Here is a 19,456-nt window from a genome sequence, read left to right on the forward strand (position 1 = left end):
TCGTTGAGGTGCATTCACAGTCTCGGACCGAACAAGGTAGCAACAGTAACGCAGTTTTTAATGCAATCAGACGCGCCCGAATCCGTTTGACAACCCCAATTCGGTCGCGTAAATTCTGCCGCACGCGTCGGGAGAGCGCGTGGTTTCGTTCATGCAGCGAAGACCGCGCCGCCGAAGGGGCACACCCGCAAACTCTCAGGCAAATGGACCGACTGCGTCGAGGAATTCGTTTCCTCGCACTCTGGAGAGCGGCAGCGGCTTCAGCATGAAGCCAGTTGCCCACCGAAGGGGCGCGCGATGAACCATCAGTCACGCCGATGGTTCGCGCAATCTCTCAGGTACCGAGGACAGAGGGGTCACGCATCGCAACCGCTTCGCGGCATGCGCCTTGCGCGCTGCATCAGGCAGCACGAAGGCGCATCCGGCCAGGCGAAATGTGCGCTGCGTGGCCTTTTTTGTTTCGCGAACCGAGGCCCCGATGACCGAACTCCAACACACGCCCCTGCACGCCGCCCACCTCGCGCTCAACGCGCGCATGGTCGATTTCGGCGGCTGGGACATGCCCGTCAACTACGGTTCGCAGATCGACGAGCATCGCGCGGTGCGCACCGACGCCGGCATGTTCGACGTGTCGCATATGCGCGTCGTCGATTTCGAGGGCGACGCCGTCCGCGAATTCTTCAAGCACGCAATCGCCAATAACGTCGACAAGCTCACGACGCCGGGCAAGGCGCTCTACTCGTGCCTGCTCAACGACAACGGCGGCGTGATCGACGATCTGATCGTCTACTACTTCTCCGAAACGAATATCCGCGTCGTCGTGAACGCTGGCACGGCGGAGAAGGACATCGCCTGGTTCGGGCAGTTGAATGCCGAAGGCAAATTCAATCTTTCGATCACACCGCGCCGCGATCTCGCGATCATCGCCGTTCAAGGCCCGAACGCGCGCGAAAAGACCTGGCAAGTGCTGCCGGACACGCGCGCGCAAACCGAATCGATCAAGCCGTTCAACGCGGCCGTTTTCCCGTCGACGCAATATGGCGAGCTGATGCTTGCGCGCACCGGCTACACCGGCGAGGACGGTTTCGAGATCGTCGTTCCGGCGACGCAGGTCGAGGCGTTGTGGAACGCGCTCGCCGCCGCGGGCGTGAAGCCCGCAGGCCTCGGCGCGCGCGATACGCTGCGCCTCGAAGCCGGCATGAATCTGTACGGCCAGGACATGGACGAGAACGTCTCGCCGCTCGACGCCGGCCTCGCATGGACCGTCGATCTGAAAACGGAACGCGATTTCGTCGGCCGCAACGCGCTCGAAGCGAACGGCTCGAAGGCGAATTTCGTCGGGCTCGTGCTGATCAAGGAAAACGGCAAGGCGGGCGGCGTGCTGCGCGCGCATCAGAAAGTCGTCACGCAACACGGCGACGGCGAGATCACGAGCGGCACTTTTTCGCCTTCGATGCAGGAATCCATCGCGTTCGCGCGCGTGCCGACGGGCGTTGCCGTCGGGGACACGGTGCAGGTCGTCATCCGCGACAAGCAACTTCCGGCGCGCGTGGTAAAACTTCCGTTCGTGCGCAACGGCCGTGTGTTGGTCGAGCTTTCATAACGCCGTCGCGCCCGTTCCCTCCGATCAAGCAACTCACGAAAGAACCACGCAAGGAGCATCCAATGAGCATCCCGGCCGATCTGAAATACACCGAATCGCACGAATGGGTCCGCACCGAATCCGATGGCACGCTAACCATCGGCATCACCGATCACGCGCAGGAAGCGCTCGGTGACATCGTGTTCGTCGAACTGCCCGCGGCGGGCAAGACCGTTACGGCCGGCGATGCGATCGCCGTCATCGAATCGGTGAAGGCGGCATCCGACATTTACGCGCCGGTTTCGGGCGAGATCGTCGAATCGAACGACGCGCTCACCTCGGCGCCCGATCAGGTGAACGGCGCGCCGTACGAAAGCTGGCTCTTCAAGATCAAGCCGGCGGGCGACGCCGGTCTGGACAAGCTGCTCGACGCCGAAGGCTACGGCAAGTCGATCGGCGAATAACTCATCTCAATGACGATTGCGGCTCGACGGAGAGCCGCAATCGCAGGACAAAACATGAAGCTCGAACACCCGGATCGCCTGATGAACCGCACCTCCCTGTCACTCGCCGCGCTCGAATGCCATGACGCATTCGCCGAGCGGCACATCGGCCCCGATGACGCGGACCAGCGCGCAATGCTCGACGCGCTCGGTTTCGCGTCGCGCGCGGCCTTCATCGACGCGGTGATTCCTGAATCGATCCGCCGCAAGGAAACGCTGCCGCTCGGCGCGTTCACGCAGCCGAAGAGCGAGGCGGAAGCGCTCGCGTCGCTGCGCAAGCTGGCGGACGAGAATCTGGTGTTTCGAACCTGGATCGGACAGGGTTACTACGGCACGCACACGCCGGCGGTGATCCTGCGCAACGTGCTCGAAAATCCGGCGTGGTACACGGCTTACACGCCGTATCAGCCGGAGATTTCGCAAGGCCGTCTCGAAGCGCTGCTCAATTTCCAGCAGATGGTGATGGACCTGACGGGCCTCGCGATGGCGAACGCCTCGCTGCTCGACGAAGCCACCGCCGCAGCCGAAGCGATGACGCTTCTGCAACGCGTCGGCAAGCCGAAATCGAACGTGTTCTACGTCGCCGACGACGTGCTGCCGCAGACCATCGAAGTGGTGCAGACGCGCGCGAAGCCCGCGGGCATCGAAGTGAAGGTCGGTCCGGCCGCGGATGCCGCGAGCGCGAACGCGTTCGGCGTGCTGCTGCAATATCCCGGCGCGAATGGCGATGTGCGCGACTATCGCGCGCTCGCGGAAGCAATCCACGCGGCGGGCGGCCATGTCGTCGCGGCGGCGGATCTGCTCGCGCTGACGCTCATCACGCCGCCCGGCGAATGGGGCGCGGATGTCGCGATCGGCAATACGCAGCGTTTCGGCGTGCCGGTCGGCTTCGGCGGCCCGCACGCTGCTTACATGGCCGTGCGCGACGAATTCAAGCGCCAGATGCCGGGGCGTCTCGTCGGCGTGACCGTCGATGCGCAGGGCAACTCCGCGCTGCGCCTCGCGCTGCAAACGCGCGAACAGCATATTCGCCGCGAGAAGGCGACGTCGAACGTCTGCACGGCGCAGGCGCTGCTCGCGATCATGGCCAGCATGTATGCCGTCTATCACGGCCCGCGCGGCCTGAAGACAATCGCGTCGCGCGTGAACCGCGTGGCGTCCATCTTCGCGGCGGGCGTGAAGAAGCTCGGCTACACGATCGCCAACGACACGTTCTTCGACACGATCACGATCGACAGCGGCGCGAGCACGACCGCGCTGCATCAGGCTGCTTACGCCGCGCATGTCAATCTGCGCCACGTGAGCGCGACGCAAGTCGGCGTATCGGTCGATGAAACCACCACGCGCGACGACCTGCTCAAGCTCTTCGCGCTGTTCGCCGAAGTCGCGGGCAAGACCGAAACGTTCGATATCGACGCGCTCGATCAGGCCGCCGCCGATTCGCTGCCTGCCGAACTGCATCGCACGAGCGATTACCTCACGCATCCGGTCTTCAACCGCCATCACTCCGAACACGAAATGCTGCGCTATCTGCGCAGCCTCGCGGACAAGGATCTCGCGCTCGACCGCACGATGATCCCGCTCGGTTCCTGCACGATGAAGCTCAACGCGACCTCGGAAATGCTGCCCGTCACGTGGCCCGAGTTCGCGCAGATTCACCCGTTCGCGCCGGCGGAGCAGACGCTCGGCTATCGCACGATGATCGATCAGCTCGAACAGATGCTGGTCGCATGCACGGGTTACGCGGCTGTCTCGCTGCAGCCGAACGCCGGCTCGCAAGGCGAATATGCGGGCCTGCTGATCATCCACGCGTATCACGAATCGCGCGGCGAGGGGCATCGTAACGTGTGCCTGATTCCGGCGTCCGCGCACGGCACGAATCCGGCGTCGGCGCAGATGGCGGGCATGCAGGTCGTCGTCGTGGCGTGCGATGCGAACGGCAATGTCGATATCGAAGATCTGAAGGCGAAGGCCGGGAAGCATTCCGCGAATCTCGCGGCGATCATGATCACGTATCCGTCGACGCACGGCGTGTTCGAGCGCAATGTTCGCGAGATTTGCGACATCGTGCATTCGCACGGCGGCCAGGTGTATGTCGATGGCGCGAACATGAACGCGATGGTCGGCCTGTGCGCGCCGGGCCAGTTCGGCGGCGACGTGTCGCACCTGAACCTGCACAAGACGTTCTGCATTCCGCACGGCGGTGGCGGGCCGGGCGTCGGTCCGGTCGCGGTCGGTGCGCATCTGGCGAAGTTCCTGCCGAATCAGGCATCGACCGGATACAAGCGCGATGACGCGGGCATCGGCGCGGTGTCGTCGGCCCCTTACGGCTCGGCCGCGATCCTGCCGATCTCGTGGATGTACATCGCGATGATGGGCGCGAAAGGGCTCACCGCCGCGACCGAAAGCGCGATTCTCGCCGCGAACTATGTCGCGAAGCGGCTCGCGCCGCACTATCCGGTGCTGTACAGCGGCGCGGGCGGACTCGTCGCGCACGAATGCATTCTCGATGTACGGCCGATCAAGGAATCGAGCGGCATCTCGGTGGAAGACGTGGCGAAGCGTCTGATCGACTACGGCTTCCACGCGCCGACGATGAGCTTCCCCGTGCCCGGCACGCTGATGGTCGAGCCGACGGAATCGGAATCAAAGGAAGAGCTCGACCGCTTCATCGACGCGATGATCGCAATCCGCGAGGAAATTCGCGCGGTGGAAGAAGGCCGCGCCGATCGCGAAGACAACGTGCTGAAGAACGCGCCGCACACGGCGGCGGTCGTCACTGCGGACGACTGGACGCACAAGTACACGCGCGAGGCGGCGGCGTATCCGGTGAAGTCGCTGGTGGCGCGCAAGTACTGGTCGCCGGTGGGTCGCGCGGACAACGCGTATGGCGATCGCAATCTGATGTGCTCGTGCGTGCCGGTATCGGAATACGCGGACGAGTAAGGTTTCGCGCAGAACCTGAGAGAAAGCGCCGCCCGAAAGCGTAAAGCATTGTCGGGCGGTTTTGCGGCGCGTTCCAGAACAGCTAACATCTCACCCCGGACCAAAAAGCCAAACCAGGGAGTTCACATGGCGTTCAAGGTGCGAGAGGTGAAAGGGACGATCCGCGCGCGCAGGGTGCGAGCGATGCTGGGGGCGATGCTCATCGTCGCGTCGTCCGCGCAGGCCGCGATGAATTTCTGCGCCGCGCCCGCGATGCAGACGAGCGAGCGCACCAATGCCGATCCCGGCGTGAAGGCGCTGGTGAAGATGGTGCAATCGCACGTGAACGATCAGCCGAAGGCACGCGCGAAGCTGCACACCGAAGGCACGCTGCCGCACGAAGGCATTTACGACGAGAGCGTCGAAGCGGAGAAAGACCTCGGTCTGATGCGCGACGCCGCACTCGCGTGGCGCGCGACGGGTGACGAGCGCTATCTGCGGCTCGTCGACCGCTTCCTGCTCGCATGGACGACGACCTATCAGCCGAGCTTCAATCCGATCGACGAAACGAATTTCGAATCGCTGATCCTCGCATACGACCTCACGGCAAGCGCGTTGCCGGTCAGGACGCGCAACACGGCGAACGCGTTCATCACGAAAATGGTGACCGGCTACATCGCCGATATGGACAAGCAGCCCCGGCCGCTCACGGGCAATTACCGGAACAACTGGCAGAGCCATCGCGTGAAGCTGGTGGCGATGGGCGCGTTCACGATCGACGACCGCAAGCTCATCAACGCGGCGCAGCGGCTGTTCGTCGAGCATATCGGCGACAACATCGCGCCGGATGGATCGACGGTCGATTTCGCCGAACGCGATGCGCTCCGCTACGTGACATACGATCTTCAGCCGCTCGTGACGGCGGCGCTCGCCGCGCGGCGGCACAACCGCAACTGGCTGCCGGAACGCGCGCAGTCGGGCGCGACGCTCGCCGAAGCGCTCAACTGGCTCACGCCTTACGCGCTCGGCACGAAGACGCACGATGAATTCGTGAAGTCGTCCGTGCCGTTCGACGCCAAGCGTCGCGAGGCGGGCTTGCCGGGATTTTCGGGTCAATGGGACCCGAAGAACTCGGCGGAACTCTTTCATCTGGCGGCGCGGCTTGACGGCCGCTACGCGCCGGTCGCGCTGCGGCTCGCGCCGACACCGCCCGCGTGGCTCGCGGTGTGTCTGCCGCTGCCGGCGCGCTAACTCTTACAGGCAGGAGCAGTCATGGCAGTCAGCGTTTTCGACCTCTTCAAGATCGGCATCGGACCTTCGAGCTCGCACACCGTGGGACCGATGCGCGCCGCGTTGATGTTCGCGCAAGGGCTCGAGCGCGACGAGCTGCTGGAATCGACCGCATCCGTGAAATGCGAGCTGTACGGCTCGCTCGGCGCGACGGGCAAGGGCCACGGCACGGACCGCGGCGTGATGCTCGGCCTGATGGGCGACGCGCCCGATACCGTCGATGCATCGGGCATCGTTCCCCGGCTCGAAACCGTGCGTACGTCGAAGACGCTCGCGCTCTTGGACAAGCGCAAGATTCCGTTCACGATCAAGGAGAACATCGCGTTCTATCGGCAGGCGCTGCCGGAGCATCCGAATGGCATGAAGCTCTACGCGTTCGATGTGAACGGCGCGTTGCTGCGCGAAGCGACGTATCTATCGGTTGGCGGCGGTTTCGTCGTGACGGCGGGCGCGGCGAACACGGCGGTGCTGACGGCGCACGAACACTTGCCGTATCCGTTTCACACCGGCGACGAGTTGATGAAGATGTGTGCGGAATCGGGCAAATCGATCGCGCAATTGATGTGGGAAAACGAGCGCGTGTGGCGCAGCGAAGACGAGATTCGCGCCGGGCTTCTGCGCATCTGGGACGTGATGCAGGATTGCGTCGCGCGGGGATGCGGCATCGGCAATCCGGCGGCGGAAGGACACTTGCCGGGGCCGTTTCAGGTGAAGCGACGCGCGCCGCAGTTGTACAGGGCGCTCACGGGCAAGCCGGAGCAGGCGCTGCGCGACCCGCTTTCGATGATCGACTGGATCAATCTCTACGCGATCGCGGTGAATGAAGAGAACGCGATCGGCGGGCGCGTCGTCACGGCGCCGACCAATGGCGCGGCGGGGATCATTCCGGCGGTGCTGCACTACTACGACCGGTTCGTGCCGGGATCGAACACGCAGGGCGTCGTCGATTTTCTGCTGACGGCGGCCGCGATCGGCATTCTGTACAAGATGAATGCGTCCATCTCCGGCGCGGAAGTCGGATGTCAGGGAGAAGTCGGTGTCGCCTGTTCGATGGCGGCGGGTGCGTTGGCTGCGGTGCTCGGTGGAACGCCGGCGCAGGTGGAAAACGCGGCCGAGATCGGGATGGAGCATAACCTCGGGCTGACTTGCGATCCGGTCGGCGGGATGGTGCAGATTCCGTGCATCGAGCGCAATGCGATGGGTTCCGTGAAAGCCGTCAACGCCGCGCGTATGGCGATGCGCGGCGACGGGTCTCACTATGTTTCGCTCGATTCGGTCATCAAGACGATGAGGGAGACTGGCGCGGATATGAAGACCAAATATAAGGAAACGTCGCGCGGCGGGTTGGCGGTGAATATTGTGGAGTGTTGAGGAATCCATGCCTTCGAGCAGGCGTCACCTCGACGACTGAAACATTCGTTGGATGGCGCTCGAAGCGCGGAATGAAGCAGTTAGCATCGGTAGAACAAGAACGACTCTACCGATCGCGATCTTGAACCCATGCGCTCGGTAGAAATACCTGAGAGCATCGCATTGGAACCGAAGGAACTTGCTGCGCACAGAAACATGCGCAAGACGTTGAGCGGCGCATTGCCATTCAAGCCAATGAACAAGACGAAGTGGCCTAACACTACAGCCGTAGTTATTTTTCCTATACTAAGTTAGTACTACTACTTTGCATAGGATCATGAAAGAGATTGCTAAAGCATGGGAACGTGAACTGGATGAATTGCATGAGAGATTGGCTGGCCTGTTCAGGCGCGCTGAACCGAGACAGCGTTCGCGAGCCTATCTAAAAGGTTTGCTTGGTACGGTCGAACGCAAGAACGGCTGGCAGCTTGCCGAATGGATCGGCGATGCCACACCCGATGGTGTGCAGCACCTTCTCGAGAGAGCACAGTGGGATGCCGACAAGGCGCGCGACGTACTGCGCGAATACGTCGTTGAGCAACTCGGCGAGCGTGAGGCGGTGCTGATTGTGGATGAGACGGGATTCCTCAAGAAGGGTGAACACTCTGCCGGCGTGCAACGCCAATACAGTGGTACAGCAGGTCGCATCGAGAATAGCCAGATCGGTGTGTTTCTCTGCTATGCGGGCAATGGAGCGAGCGCATTTATTGACCGCGAGCTGTATATGCCCCAGTCATGGATCGACGATCGTCCTCGCTGCAAGGTTGCGGGCGTCCCGGACACGATGGGATTTGCAACCAAGCCGCAGCTCGCGCGCCAGATGCTTGAACGGGCGCTCGATGCGGGAGTACCTTGCGGCTGGGTCACCGGCGATGAGGTGTATGGCGGTGACCGTCCTTTGCGGCTGTGGCTCGAATCGCGCGCGCAGCCATTCGTGCTGGCGGTGAAGAAGAGCGAACCACTATGGTGGCAAGGCCCGACCACTATGCGCGCCGACAAGATTGCACAAGCCTTGCCACCGCAGGCTTGGCGCCGCCTCTCGGCCGGAATCGGCGCAAAAGGCGCGCGCCTATATGACTGGGCACTTACGCCGTTGTGGCGCCTGCAGTTGAGCGCCGAGGAGCGTCGCTTTGGTCATTATCTGCTGGTGCGCCGCAGTCTTGACGAAAATCGCGAGCACGCGTATTTCGTCGTCTACGCGCCCCGCAGCAAGGTCACCCGTCGGACTCTGGTCAACGTCGCTGGCAGGCGATGGGAGATCGAAGTCGGCTTTGAGGCCGCCAAGGGTGAATGCGGCCTCGACCAATATGAGGTGCGTCGCTGGCAGGGCTGGTACCGCCACGTCACTCTGGCGTTGTTGGCCCACGCGGTACTTGCTGGCCTGAGGGCGCAGGCTAAAAAAAACAGCTGAAGGTTCACTGCCATTCAGCATCCAGGAGATCCGCCGGCTATTGTGTCGCCTGATATGGCGAACGCTGCACTCCGTCGAGCACGTGATGTCGTGGTCAATATGGCGGCGCCGACATCAGTACCGAGCCCAGCAGTGTCATTATCGACGACGCGGCGGTGTGCTCCCGGCGTATCTACGGCTGTAGTACTAAGCCGTTCAACAGAATGGCGCGGCCACGCGTTCATGCTACTGAGCTCACTCGCGTCTCCGACGATCACTCCGTGCTTTTCATGTGGCGCGATGGAGACGAGCCCGAAGATCGCTCATTCTATGGGCATCTGGTCTGCGTGTTGCCGCGCGGCGATCTGTACCCGCTGCTCGAATTTCACTATCACCCGAGTCACAAGGGCTTGCATTGCAAAATGCCTTGTCAGACTGCCTTGGATTACCGGAATCGCTTGCTGCCCGGAGCGCCCGAGCTTAACCTGAAAACTTCGAGACGTTTCGATCCGCGTATGTCCGAAGATCGTGCCGCGCTGATCGCCCTGTTCTGCGAGACGGCGGGCATATCGATTTCAAACGAACAAATCGGGCAAGGCGACTTGTTGTGCTGACGGACATTCTCAAGCGAACGATTTGCACGCTGTTCGAGGTGCACGACGACAGCAATGGCGTGCAGCGCATCGTCACGCCTCTGCAGTATCCCGGAACGGGAGATCACGTCATCGTTCGCATTCGCCCTCGCGACGACGGATGGGTCATAGACGAGAACGGCGAAGCCTGCTTTTCCGCGAGCATGGCGGGCGGCGACATCGAATCCGGCATCGTCGAGCATTGGGCTAAAGAACATGCGCGACTCAGTCCGGCGCGACTGTGTGAAGACGAGGTGATTCGCGCGACGACCACCGACGAGCGGTTTCTCGTGCCGTACGTGTTTCGCGTGGCCGAAGCAGCCCAGCAGCTTTACGCCGTCGCGACCTCGCGGCCCGAACGCCAGTCAAGCAGCGATTTCAAGGAACGGCTGACTCGTATCATCGCCGAGATAGCCGACGAGTTCGGTCTCGGACACCGCTCCGAAGTCGAACTGCCGATTTCGGGCGGCTTGATTGCGGATCACGTGATCGAGACACCCACGCCGTCGATCATCATCGCCGCGACCAGCGCTAACCGGTTGCTTCAGGGTGAACTCATACACATGCAGTATCGCGCCATGCACATGCCGGGACATGTGCTTGCCATTGCGGAAAATCAGCAGGCAGTAGGCAAGACCGAGTTCGAGCGTGCGAACTATTACACATGGAAGACCGTCGTCTTCGATGCGCGGAACCTTCGGAGTCTGATCGGTTCAGTGCTTCATTGACGCGTTGCTTCACGCCCCAATCAAATTCACCACCTTCACATTCCTGGTATCCGGCACTTCCGCATAAGACAGCACCTTCAACTGCGGCAGACTTCTGCGCAGGAACCTCGCCAGCATCGCCCGCAGCGAATGCTGCACGAGCAACACCGGCGGCAAGCCCAGATTCTGCTGACGCATGATCGCGTTCTGCGTCGAGTTCATCAGCGTCTGTGCGAGGCCCGGTTCGAGCCCGGGATTCGTCCCCGTCGACAAAGCCTGCGACAACACACGTTCCAGCGTCGGATCGAGGCCCATCACCTGCAAATCGTCGGCGCCCGGATACCACTGCTGCGTGATCGCGCGGCCCAGCGCGAGACGCACCGCCGCCGTGAGATCGTACGGATCGGACATGCGCGGCGCGTGCTCCTGCAACGCGTCGAGGATCGTGCGCATATCGCGGATCGGCACGCTTTCGTCGAGCAGGTTCTGCAACACCTTCTGCAGCGTCGTGAGCGACAGCACCTTCGGCACCAAATCGTCCGTGAGCGACGGCGTGTCCTTGCCGATGCGCTCCAGCAGCGCCTGCACTTCCTGACGCCCGAGCAACTCGGCCGCATGCGTCACCACGAGATGATTCAAATGCGTCGCGACGACCGTGCTCGCATCGACGACCGTATAGCCGTAGACCTGAGCCTGCTCGCGCAGATTCGTGTCAATCCACACCGCCGGCAGGCCGAACGCCGGGTCCTGCGTCTGCGCGCCCGGCAGCGCGGCCGACACCTGACCCGGATTGATCGCGAGCCATTGACCCGGGAACGCTTCGCCGACACCCACCTCGACGCCCTTCAGCGCAATGCGATAGCCATTCGGCCGAAGTTCGAGATTGTCGCGAATATGAATGACCGGCGGCAAAAACCCGATCTCCTGCGCGAACTTCTTGCGAATGCCCTTGATGCGCTTGAGCAACTCGCCGTCGCTGTTGCGATCGACGAGCGGAATCAGCCGGTAGCCCACTTCCAGCCCGAGCGGATCGATGAGCGATACGTCTTCCCAGCTCGCTTCCGCATTCTCCGCCGACGCGGCCGCCGCGCTTGCCGTAAGAGGCGTGACATCGGTGACGGCGCCCGCTTTCTTCTTCGCTTCGGCGCGCTTGTTCATCGAGCGCGCGGCGTAGATGAGACCGCCGCCGAGCAGCATGAACGCGAAGTGCGGCATGCCCGGAATCAGACCCATGATGCCGATGATCACGCCCGTGATCATCAGCACGCGCGGATTCTGGAACAACTGGCCGGTCAGCTGCGTGCCGATGTCCTCTTCGGTCGCGACGCGCGAGACGATCACGCCCGCCGCCGTCGAGATGATGAGCGACGGAATCTGCGCGACCAGGCCGTCGCCGATGGTAAGCAGCGTGTAGTTGGTCGCCGCGTGCGCGAAGTCCATGTCGTGCTGAAGCATGCCGACGATCAGCCCGCCCACCACGTTGATCACCATGATCAGAAGACCGGCGATCGCATCGCCGCGCACGAACTTGCTCGCACCATCCATCGAGCCGTAGAACTCGGCTTCCTGCGCTACGCCCTGGCGGCGCTTCTTCGCGGTTTCTTCGTTGATGAGGCCCGCGTTCAGGTCGGCGTCGATGGCCATCTGCTTGCCGGGCATCGCGTCGAGGGTGAAGCGCGCGCCCACTTCCGCGATACGCCCCGCGCCCTTCGTGATCACCATGAAGTTGATGATCATCAGAATCACGAACACGACGATACCGACCGCGAAGTTCCCGCCGACGAGAAAGTGCCCGAACGATTCGATCACCTGACCCGCGGCATCCGGGCCGGTGTGGCCTTCGAGCAGCACGATACGCGTCGACGCGACGTTCAGTGACAGGCGCAGCAACGTCGAGAACAGCAGCACGCTCGGGAACGCCGCGAAGTCGAGCGGCTTTTGCGTGTACATGCTGACGAGCAGCACCATCACCGCCAGCGCGATGTTGAAGGTGAACAGCAAGTCGAGCAGGAACGCCGGCAAGGGCAGAATCATCATGCCCAGGATCATGCAGATCAGGATCGGGCCGGCGAGGGCTCGCAAGTTCTGCGTGCCCAGCGCGTCGGGCCGTTTGGCGAAAAATCCAGCGCGCGCGTTCATGCGGCGGCTCCATTGTCAGTGTTGTCGCCAGCCAGGGCCTCTGCGGCTTCCTGATCGGCGTCGGCGTCGGATACGCCGCCTTTGTCGAGTTCCTTCGGCACGTCGAGATCGGACGGCTCGTCCGGCTTCACGCCGCCATCTTCCTTGTAACGCTTGAGCTGGTAGACCCACGCCAGCACCTGCGCCACCGCGCCGTAGAGCGCGCCCGGAATCTCGCGATTGATCTCGACGTTGTGATACAGCGCGCGCGCCAGCGGCGGCGCTTCGAGCAGCGGCACATTGTGCTCGCGGCCCAATTCGCGGATGCGCCCCGCCACCAGATTCACGCCTTTCGCGACGACCTTCGGTGCGCGCATCTGGCCATCGGCGTACTTCAGCGCGACGGCGAAGTGCGTCGGGTTCGTGACGATCACGTCGGCGGTCGGAATCGCCTGCATCATGCGGCGGCGGGCGGCCGCGCGCTGCTGTGCGCGAATCTTGCCCTTGATGTGCGGATCGCCTTCGCTTTCCTTGTGCTCGCGCTTCACTTCTTCCTTGGTCATGCGCAGCTTCTTCGCGTGCGAGTAGAGCTGATACGGCACGTCGACGGCCGCGACGAGAAAGAGCCCGCCGATCGCCATGCCGCAGCACACGAAGATCAGGTGCATCGCATCGGCGAGCGCGAGATCGAGCGGCTTAGTCAGGAGGCCGAGCACTTCGGCCTTGCGGCTCCAGATCGCCGAGCCCGCCATGCCGCCGACGACGATCGTCTTCAGCATCGACATGCCGAGCTGAACCGGCCCTTGCACCGAGAAGATCTTGCCGAGGCCGCTGATCGGATTCAGACGGCCGAAGTTCGGCGCGAGCGGCTTCGTCGTGATGAGCCAGCCGCCGAGCGCCATCGGCGCGGCGAGCGCGGCGAAACCCGTCAGCAGAAGAACCGGCAGCACCGCGAACAACCCTTCCTTGCCCGCGTTCGCCGCGCCGATCATCATCTGGCGCGAGTCGAGCACGGTCGCGTGATCGAAGGTGAATGCGCCGCGCAGAATCGACTGCAGATGCTGACTGATCGGCCCCGACAAACCCCACACGCCGAAAAATCCCGCCGCCAGCAACGCGAACGACGCGAGTTCCCGCGAACGCGCAACCTGGCCTTCCTCCCGCGCCTTTTCCAGGCGCTTGGGAGTGGCTGATTCGGTTTTTTCGAGATCGCTTTCTTCTGCCACCGGGCCTTACTCCGTTGCTTCCATCGTTTGCACATGCGAGCGGCGCGAAGCCGCTTTTGGATGAAAGCGATTATTGCGGAAGGCGTCGAGCGGCCATCGGCGGATAAAGCCGGGGAAAAGGGGGTTATTCGGTAGATGAAAGCGCGGGAAACGAAAGCGGCGCGTGCCTCGCAAGAAGCACGCGCCGTTCGGAATGCGGAAAACGGTGATCAGGCGCCGGGCACGCGGCCATCCGGGCCGTAGAAGCCGCTCTTCGACGGCGCAACCTGCAAAGCGGCCAGCGCCTTGCGGTTGTATTCCATGCGCGTGCGGATCAGGACGCCGTTGTTGTTGTTGCCTTGTTTCGCGCGACGCGCGGCGGCGGTCAAGAGCGCCCATTGCGCGGCGATCGCGGCGTCGTCCGCGGCGGCGGCTTCCATGCCGACGAAGCCGCCGGGGAAACCGAGCGCGTTCAACTGCTCGTCGCGCGCCTTTTCGAGCGCGGAGATGCGCTCGGTGAGCGCGGTCTTGTGCTCAATGATTCCAGGCAGCGCCGGCAGCGGTTGCGCCGCGATCAGCGCTTTTTCCTCATCGACGAGGAGGGATTCGAAGGCCAGAACAGCGGCGACTTCTTCGGTGACAGTGGCAAGCAGGGCGTCTCTCATTGCATCGCTCGAATAGCGGTTTCACAAAAGCCGCCGGTGCCATGAACGCCGCTTGCCGCCGCGCGCCTGTTTCTCGCAAGGCGCGGCCGGGTCACTGCGTTCAGCCGCCGGTCGGCGGGGTTCTCGTTTGCAGCAGATCGCGAGCGGTGCTCAGAATGCCGTCGGCGATCTTGCTCGTGTCCATCTTCAGGCTGCCGTCGCGGATCGCGGCCTTGATCGACTCGACTTTCGCCGTGTCGATGTCCGAGCTGTTCGATGCGCGCAGGTCCGTCGACAGCGACGACAGGCTCACTGTCGAATTCTTCGCCGTGCTCGTGCCCGATTGCTGCACGGTGCTTGCGGCGCCCTTCGCGTCGTTTTGCGACGCGCGTTGCAGGTTGTCTTGAAGGCCTGCCAGTGTGGTGTTGCTAGTCGTATCGATCTTCACGATGTCCATTCCCGAACGTGTTGAGTCCTTTAACGGCGAGGGAGCTTGAAAACTTTACCCTGCCGATGGAACCGCAACTGCCGTTCGGCGCGCTCATCGCCCTCAAAGCCTTGTCGGACGGGCATTCAGCGCATTTGAAACAAAATGAAACAAGCGTGGGGAACCGAACATAGCTCTCTTCAGAGGGCGATTTCCACGGTCTGACTGTCCTTCAATATGCCGGTGATGATCTGGCCGCCGGCAGTTTTTACACGTACTTGCTGGCCGGGCGCCGCGTTGTTCATCGCGGTGCCTTCGGCCGAAATCGAAAAGCCGGAGCCGCCGGCGACCACGTGCACGTTCTGGCCGATCGCCACCGAGCTTGCCGCGCGCAGCATGTCGGTGCGCAGCGGCAGGCCCGCGGGCACGCGCGACAGCGCGACCGCGCCGACGGCCTGCGCCGGATCGGTGACGATGGCCTGCGGCATCGCGGTGATGTCGCCGTCGCGGGCGACCAGATCGGCGTTGCTCAGCACTTCGCCCGGCGCGATGGCGCGCGCGGCCGTATAGAAAGTGGCGTTGATCGACACGCGCGCCTGCACGTAGAGCGTCCACGGGCGCTCGCCGACGCAGCGCACGCCGACGGTCATGCGGCCCCACAGGCGCGCGCCGGTCGGCATGAACGGATCGAGCGCGGAGCAGGCGGCAAGGCCGCGCGGGAAAACGGGCGTGACGGTGATCTCGACCTTGCCCGGCAAGCCGGCCGCCTGCTGCTGCAGAAAATTGAGCGCGGCGACGCGGATCGATTCGCCATCCTGCATCGTCGCGGGTGCGCCTGGCGCTTGCGGCAACGCGGCGGCGACGGGCGCCGTTGCTGCTGCCGATGGATTGAAGCTCACGCGTCTCATCGGCGAAGCGGCGCCGGCGACGGGCGTCGCGGGACTCGCCGCGACGGGTTTCGCATTCGTGCCGCGAGCAACGCCATCGTCGCGCGTCACGACGACAGGCATCACATCGCGCGATGCGGAAAGCGCGGGCGCCTTCACGAGCGCGGGAGCCGGAGCAGCGGCCGCGCGCGCGGGCTTCGCTTCGCTCGGTCCGGGAATCACGATCATGCCGCTCGCATCGTTCATCGATTCGTCGGCGGCGTCGGCGCGGGCGTCGAGTTCGAGCGCGGCGTTGCGCATCGCGGCGTCGGCGGCTTTCGTCGCGGCGCGATAGCCGCTCGCACGCGCGATGTCAGACGCGGGCATCGCCGCGACGGGAGCCGATGCGCGCGAAACGGGCGCATTCAGACTCTTCGCCATATCGGCCGCCGCGGCCGGATTGGTCTCGGCGTTGCCCGGAATGACGATCGGACCGTCGCTCTGCTGGGCATGCGCGAGCAGAGCGACGCCCATGAAAAGGGATGCGCCCAGCGTGCGGCGCGCGAACGTCGCTGCGACGCGAGCCGTGGGGTTCGATGCACGCTGCGCGGACCTGCTCATCAACTTTCTCCGTACCTGATCCGATCGAGCCGCGAAAACACGCGGCAACTTCCAACGAAACGAATTCTAGATATCGGCGGGCGCGGGCAAGCGTCGAATAGAGGCCCCGTTTCCCGGTTATTCGTCGGATTAGTTCTTGCGCGCCGCTCCTAAGATTCGTGTCATGCAAAAAGGCCTCGGCGCTGCCGACAGGAGAAACCGCAATGCTAGACAGACTCGACAAGGAATTCGCTTTCGGCCGTGAGGCGCTCGATGTGCGCGCGTATCGGCAGGAATTGCTGTCGTCGAATATCGCCAACGCCGACACGCCCGGCTACAAGGCGCGCGATGTCGATTTCTCGAGCGCGCTCGCGGGTGCGCTCAAGCAGGGCGGCGGCGCGACGAACAACACGACGCTCAAGATGGCGCAGCCGGTCAGCGTGAGCGTGAGCGGCGGCCTGGCCGCGACGGCCAAAGGACACATGAGCGGCACGTCGACGCTTTCGGCATCGGGCGGTTCGAGCGACGACTACGGCAAGCTCGCCTACCGCGTGCCGAACCAGCCGTCGCTCGATGGCAACACGGTCGACCTCGACGCCGAGCGCGTGCAGTTCGCGGACAACGCGCTGCACTTCGAGGCGGGCATGACGGTGCTGTCGTCGCAGATCAAGTCGATGCTCTCGGCGATCACATCGAACAGTTAAGGAATACCCATGCCCTCTTTGATGAACATCTTCAACGTCGCCGGCTCGGCGATGTCCGCCCAGGCGCAGCGCCTGAACGTCACCGCGTCGAACCTCGCGAACGCGGACAGCACGACCGGCCCGGACGGCCAGCCGTACAAGGCGAAGCAGGTCGTGTTCGCGGTCGATCCGCTCGGCGGCGCGCGCACCGCGTCGGGCCAGCAGGTCGGCGGCGTGCAGGTGACCGGCGTGATCGACGATCCGAGCCCGATGAAGACCAGCTACGACCCGAGCAACCCGGCGGCGAACGCGGACGGCTACGTGACGCTGCCCAACGTCGATCCGGTGCAGGAGATGGTCAACATGATTTCCGCGTCGCGTTCCTATCAGGCGAACGTCGAGACGCTCAATACCGCCAAGCAATTGATGCTCAAGACTTTGACCATCGGAACCTGATCGAGAAACTTAAGGAACACCACGTGAGCTCCTCCAGCACCACTATCGGCAGCAACGGCACGACCGTCTCGCAGACGCTGCTCGACACCATGAACGGCGCGTCGTCGTCGAGTTCGTCGACGTCATCCACGTCGGGCACGTCGGCGCAGGATCTGCAGAACACTTTCCTCACGCTGCTCGTGACGCAGTTGAAGAACCAGGACCCGACCAATCCCGCCGACAGCTCGCAGATGACCTCGCAGCTCGCGCAGATCAACACGGTGTCGGGCATTGGCCAGCTGAACACGTCGCTGTCCTCGCTCGCGACGCAGCTTTCCGCCGGCCAGCAGACGCAGGCCGCGCTGCTCATCGGTTCGAGCGTGCTCTCGGCGGGCAACGGCGTGACCGTGTCGAAGGGCGCGTCGTCGAGCTTCGGCGTGCAACTGGCGAGCGACGTGAGCGACCTGCAGATCGTCGTGAAGAACTCGTCGGGCCAGATCGTCAACACGCTCGATCTCGGCGCGCAGGGCGCGGGCGTCGTGCCGGTGACGGGCTGGACGCCGGTCGATTCGAAGGGCGCCACGCTCGCCGACGGCAGCTACACGATCACCGCGCAAGGCACGATCAACGGCCAGCAGGCGACCGCGACGACGCTGTCGGCTTCGCAGGTGCAAAGCGTCGTGCAGATGTCGGGTGGTGCGCCGGGTCTCAAGCTCTCGAACGGCTCGACGGTTGCGCTGACGGGCGTCGCTTCGATCCTCTGATTCCACATTCATTTTGGACGAGCGTGGTCTCGTCACGGAGAAACATCAAATGAGTTACCAACAAGCACTGAGCGGTCTGGGCGCTGCATCGAGCGATCTCGACGTGATCGGCAACAACATCGCGAACGCGAACACGGTCGGCTTCAAGCAAGGCTCGGCGCAATTCGCCGACATGTACGCGAGCTCGATGGCCACGGCCGTCAGCAACCAGATCGGCATCGGCACGCGCCTGTCCGAAGTGCAGCAGCAGTTTTCGCAAGGCACGATCACCACGACCAATCAAGCGCTCGACGTCGCGATCAACGGCAACGGTTTCTATCAGTTGTCGAACAACGGCTCGGTCGTGTACTCGCGCAACGGCGTGTTCCATCTCGACAACAACGGCAACATCGTCAATTCGTCGGGCCTGCAACTGATGGGCTACGCGGCGGATTCGAGCGGCGTCGTCAACAGCGCGAGCACGGTGCCGCTCACGGTGCCGACGGCGAACATCGCGCCGACCGCGACCAAGAAGATCACCGCCGCGTTCAACCTGAACTCGCAGGACGACGTCAAGGCAGCCGCCGACTTCGATCCGACCAACGGCAACACCTACAACGCGTCGACGTCCGTCGATGCCTACGACTCGGTCGGCGGCACGCAGAAGGTGTCGGTGTACTTCACGAAGTCCGGCACGAACTCGTGGGAAGCATTCGCGGGCTACGGCGATCCGGTCTCGCAAAAGACGGATCTCGGCCCCGTCACGTTCGATTCGTCGGGCAACCTGACCTCGGGCAAGACGTTCTCGTTCACGATCCCCGACGGCGCGAGCGCGACGGCCGGCGCGACCCAGACGCTCACGCTCGATCTCTCCGGCACGACGCAGTACGGCGCGAAGAGCGGCCTCACGAACCTGCATCAGGACGGCAACAGCACGGGCGAACTGACGGGCTTCACGGTCGGCAGCGACGGCATGCTGACGGGCAACTACTCGAACGGCGAAACCAAGGCGCTCGGCCAGATCGCCGTCGCGAACTTCAACAACCAGAACGGTTTGCAGAACCTCGGCGGCAACGTGTACGCGCAGACCGCGGCTTCTGGCGCGGCGCAGGTTTCCGTGCCGGGCTCGACCAACCACGGCACGCTGCAGGGCGGCGCGGTGGAGAACTCGAACGTGGACCTGACGAGCGAGCTCGTGAATCTGATCACCGCGCAGCGCAACTATCAGGCGAACGCGCAGACGATCAAGACACAGCAGACCGTCGATCAGACGCTGATCAATCTGTAAGCATCGGT

The 19,456-nt window shown here is 63.4% G+C and carries 17 protein-coding genes and 2 riboswitches; of the genes, 12 read left to right on the top strand and 5 right to left on the bottom strand.

Features of this window, described 5'->3' with window-relative positions:
- The first annotated feature begins 118 nt into the window (after positions 1–118).
- Positions 119–221, top strand: a riboswitch (glycine riboswitch).
- 10 nt (positions 222–231) lie between these two features.
- Positions 232–361: riboswitch (glycine riboswitch) on the top strand.
- 117 nt (positions 362–478) lie between these two features.
- From gcvT to PQR08_RS14220, 8 genes are all read left to right on the top strand, one after another.
- Complete coding sequence (gene gcvT / locus PQR08_RS14185) at positions 479–1,603, top strand: glycine cleavage system aminomethyltransferase GcvT (RefSeq protein ID WP_408161563.1); 1,125 nt, start codon at positions 479–481, stop codon at positions 1,601–1,603.
- 62 nt (positions 1,604–1,665) lie between these two features.
- Entirely contained in the window at positions 1,666–2,046 is a 381-nt protein-coding gene (gcvH, locus tag PQR08_RS14190) for a glycine cleavage system protein GcvH (RefSeq protein WP_035499312.1), read from the top strand.
- A gap of 54 nt (positions 2,047–2,100) precedes the next feature.
- Positions 2,101–5,031 (top strand): aminomethyl-transferring glycine dehydrogenase, encoded by a 2,931-nt coding sequence (gcvP, locus tag PQR08_RS14195; RefSeq protein WP_408161565.1) that lies wholly within the window; start codon positions 2,101–2,103, stop codon positions 5,029–5,031.
- A gap of 183 nt (positions 5,032–5,214) precedes the next feature.
- Positions 5,215–6,261, top strand: coding sequence for an alginate lyase family protein (locus tag PQR08_RS14200; protein WP_408161597.1), 1,047 nt, complete (start codon positions 5,215–5,217; stop codon positions 6,259–6,261).
- A gap of 21 nt (positions 6,262–6,282) precedes the next feature.
- Positions 6,283–7,671: an L-serine ammonia-lyase gene (locus PQR08_RS14205; protein WP_408161567.1), complete on the top strand. Its 1,389-nt coding sequence runs from the start codon at positions 6,283–6,285 to the stop codon at positions 7,669–7,671.
- Positions 7,672–7,987: 316 nt separating this feature from the next.
- Positions 7,988–9,121: an IS701 family transposase gene (locus tag PQR08_RS14210; RefSeq protein ID WP_456264722.1), complete on the top strand. Its 1,134-nt coding sequence runs from the start codon at positions 7,988–7,990 to the stop codon at positions 9,119–9,121.
- Positions 9,122–9,381: 260 nt separating this feature from the next.
- The gene (locus PQR08_RS14215) at positions 9,382–9,714 is read left to right on the top strand and encodes a hypothetical protein (protein ID WP_408161569.1); all 333 of its coding nucleotides are present in this window, start codon (positions 9,382–9,384) and stop codon (positions 9,712–9,714) included.
- On the top strand, positions 9,708–10,460 hold the full coding sequence (locus PQR08_RS14220; RefSeq protein WP_408161571.1) for a hypothetical protein: 753 nt from the start codon (positions 9,708–9,710) through the stop codon (positions 10,458–10,460). Before PQR08_RS14215 ends, PQR08_RS14220 begins: the two co-directional genes overlap by 7 nt.
- A 9-nt stretch (positions 10,461–10,469) precedes the next feature.
- Here PQR08_RS14220 and flhA read toward each other — a convergent pair whose 3' ends face one another.
- The 5 genes from flhA to flgA form a co-directional block, all read right to left on the bottom strand.
- Positions 10,470–12,578, bottom strand: a complete 2,109-nt coding sequence (flhA, locus tag PQR08_RS14225; protein ID WP_187609656.1) for a flagellar biosynthesis protein FlhA — start codon at positions 12,576–12,578, stop codon at positions 10,470–10,472.
- Positions 12,575–13,783, bottom strand: a complete 1,209-nt coding sequence (flhB, locus tag PQR08_RS14230) for a flagellar biosynthesis protein FlhB (protein WP_187609655.1) — start codon at positions 13,781–13,783, stop codon at positions 12,575–12,577. The genes flhA and flhB overlap by 4 nt, the downstream gene beginning before the upstream one ends.
- 209 nt (positions 13,784–13,992) lie before the next feature.
- Complete coding sequence (locus tag PQR08_RS14235) at positions 13,993–14,427, bottom strand: flagella synthesis protein FlgN (protein WP_238209350.1); 435 nt, start codon at positions 14,425–14,427, stop codon at positions 13,993–13,995.
- Positions 14,428–14,527: 100 nt separating this feature from the next.
- Positions 14,528–14,854 (bottom strand): flagellar biosynthesis anti-sigma factor FlgM, encoded by a 327-nt coding sequence (gene flgM, locus PQR08_RS14240; RefSeq protein ID WP_035499547.1) that lies wholly within the window; start codon positions 14,852–14,854, stop codon positions 14,528–14,530.
- Between the two features lie 179 nt (positions 14,855–15,033).
- Positions 15,034–16,320, bottom strand: a complete 1,287-nt coding sequence (gene flgA / locus PQR08_RS14245; RefSeq protein WP_408161573.1) for a flagellar basal body P-ring formation chaperone FlgA — start codon at positions 16,318–16,320, stop codon at positions 15,034–15,036.
- 203 nt (positions 16,321–16,523) lie between these two features.
- Between flgA and flgB the strand changes: the two genes are divergently transcribed.
- The 4 genes from flgB to flgE all read left to right on the top strand — a co-directional run bounded on the left by flgB (position 16,524) and on the right by flgE (position 19,448).
- The gene (gene flgB / locus PQR08_RS14250) at positions 16,524–17,003 is read left to right on the top strand and encodes a flagellar basal body rod protein FlgB (protein WP_238209348.1); all 480 of its coding nucleotides are present in this window, start codon (positions 16,524–16,526) and stop codon (positions 17,001–17,003) included.
- A 9-nt stretch (positions 17,004–17,012) separates the two neighbouring features.
- Positions 17,013–17,438 carry a flagellar basal body rod protein FlgC gene (flgC, locus tag PQR08_RS14255; RefSeq protein ID WP_035499295.1) on the top strand — a complete coding sequence of 142 codons (426 nt, stop codon included), beginning with the start codon at positions 17,013–17,015 and terminating at the stop codon, positions 17,436–17,438.
- Between the two features lie 89 nt (positions 17,439–17,527).
- Positions 17,528–18,181, top strand: coding sequence for a flagellar hook assembly protein FlgD (locus PQR08_RS14260; RefSeq protein WP_273591689.1), 654 nt, complete (start codon positions 17,528–17,530; stop codon positions 18,179–18,181).
- 49 nt (positions 18,182–18,230) lie between these two features.
- Positions 18,231–19,448: a flagellar hook protein FlgE gene (flgE, locus tag PQR08_RS14265; RefSeq protein ID WP_187609649.1), complete on the top strand. Its 1,218-nt coding sequence runs from the start codon at positions 18,231–18,233 to the stop codon at positions 19,446–19,448.
- Positions 19,449–19,456 lie beyond the last annotated feature (8 nt).

The sequence above is a fragment of the Caballeronia jiangsuensis genome, assembly GCF_046030135.1.
GTDB classification, from domain to species: domain Bacteria; phylum Pseudomonadota; class Gammaproteobacteria; order Burkholderiales; family Burkholderiaceae; genus Caballeronia; species Caballeronia jiangsuensis.

Excerpts from the sequence above, each read along its gene's own strand:
- PQR08_RS14205 (WP_408161567.1), top strand. The coding sequence starts at position 6,283 with ATGGCAGTCAGCGTTTTCGACCTCTTCAAGATCGGCATCGGACCTTCG.
- PQR08_RS14200 (WP_408161597.1), top strand. The coding sequence starts at position 5,215 with ATGCTGGGGGCGATGCTCATCGTCGCGTCGTCCGCGCAGGCCGCGATG.
- PQR08_RS14210 (WP_456264722.1), top strand. The coding sequence starts at position 7,988 with ATGAAAGAGATTGCTAAAGCATGGGAACGTGAACTGGATGAATTGCAT.
- PQR08_RS14235 (WP_238209350.1), bottom strand. The coding sequence starts at position 14,427 with ATGAGAGACGCCCTGCTTGCCACTGTCACCGAAGAAGTCGCCGCTGTT.
- flgB (WP_238209348.1), top strand. The coding sequence starts at position 16,524 with ATGCTAGACAGACTCGACAAGGAATTCGCTTTCGGCCGTGAGGCGCTC.
- flgA (WP_408161573.1), bottom strand. The coding sequence starts at position 16,320 with ATGAGCAGGTCCGCGCAGCGTGCATCGAACCCCACGGCTCGCGTCGCA.
- PQR08_RS14260 (WP_273591689.1), top strand. The coding sequence starts at position 17,528 with ATGAACGGCGCGTCGTCGTCGAGTTCGTCGACGTCATCCACGTCGGGC.
- flgE (WP_187609649.1), top strand. The coding sequence starts at position 18,231 with ATGAGTTACCAACAAGCACTGAGCGGTCTGGGCGCTGCATCGAGCGAT.
- gcvH (WP_035499312.1), top strand. The coding sequence starts at position 1,666 with ATGAGCATCCCGGCCGATCTGAAATACACCGAATCGCACGAATGGGTC.
- gcvP (WP_408161565.1), top strand. The coding sequence starts at position 2,101 with ATGAAGCTCGAACACCCGGATCGCCTGATGAACCGCACCTCCCTGTCA.
- flgC (WP_035499295.1), top strand. The coding sequence starts at position 17,013 with ATGCCCTCTTTGATGAACATCTTCAACGTCGCCGGCTCGGCGATGTCC.
- gcvT (WP_408161563.1), top strand. The coding sequence starts at position 479 with ATGACCGAACTCCAACACACGCCCCTGCACGCCGCCCACCTCGCGCTC.
- flhA (WP_187609656.1), bottom strand. The coding sequence starts at position 12,578 with ATGAACGCGCGCGCTGGATTTTTCGCCAAACGGCCCGACGCGCTGGGC.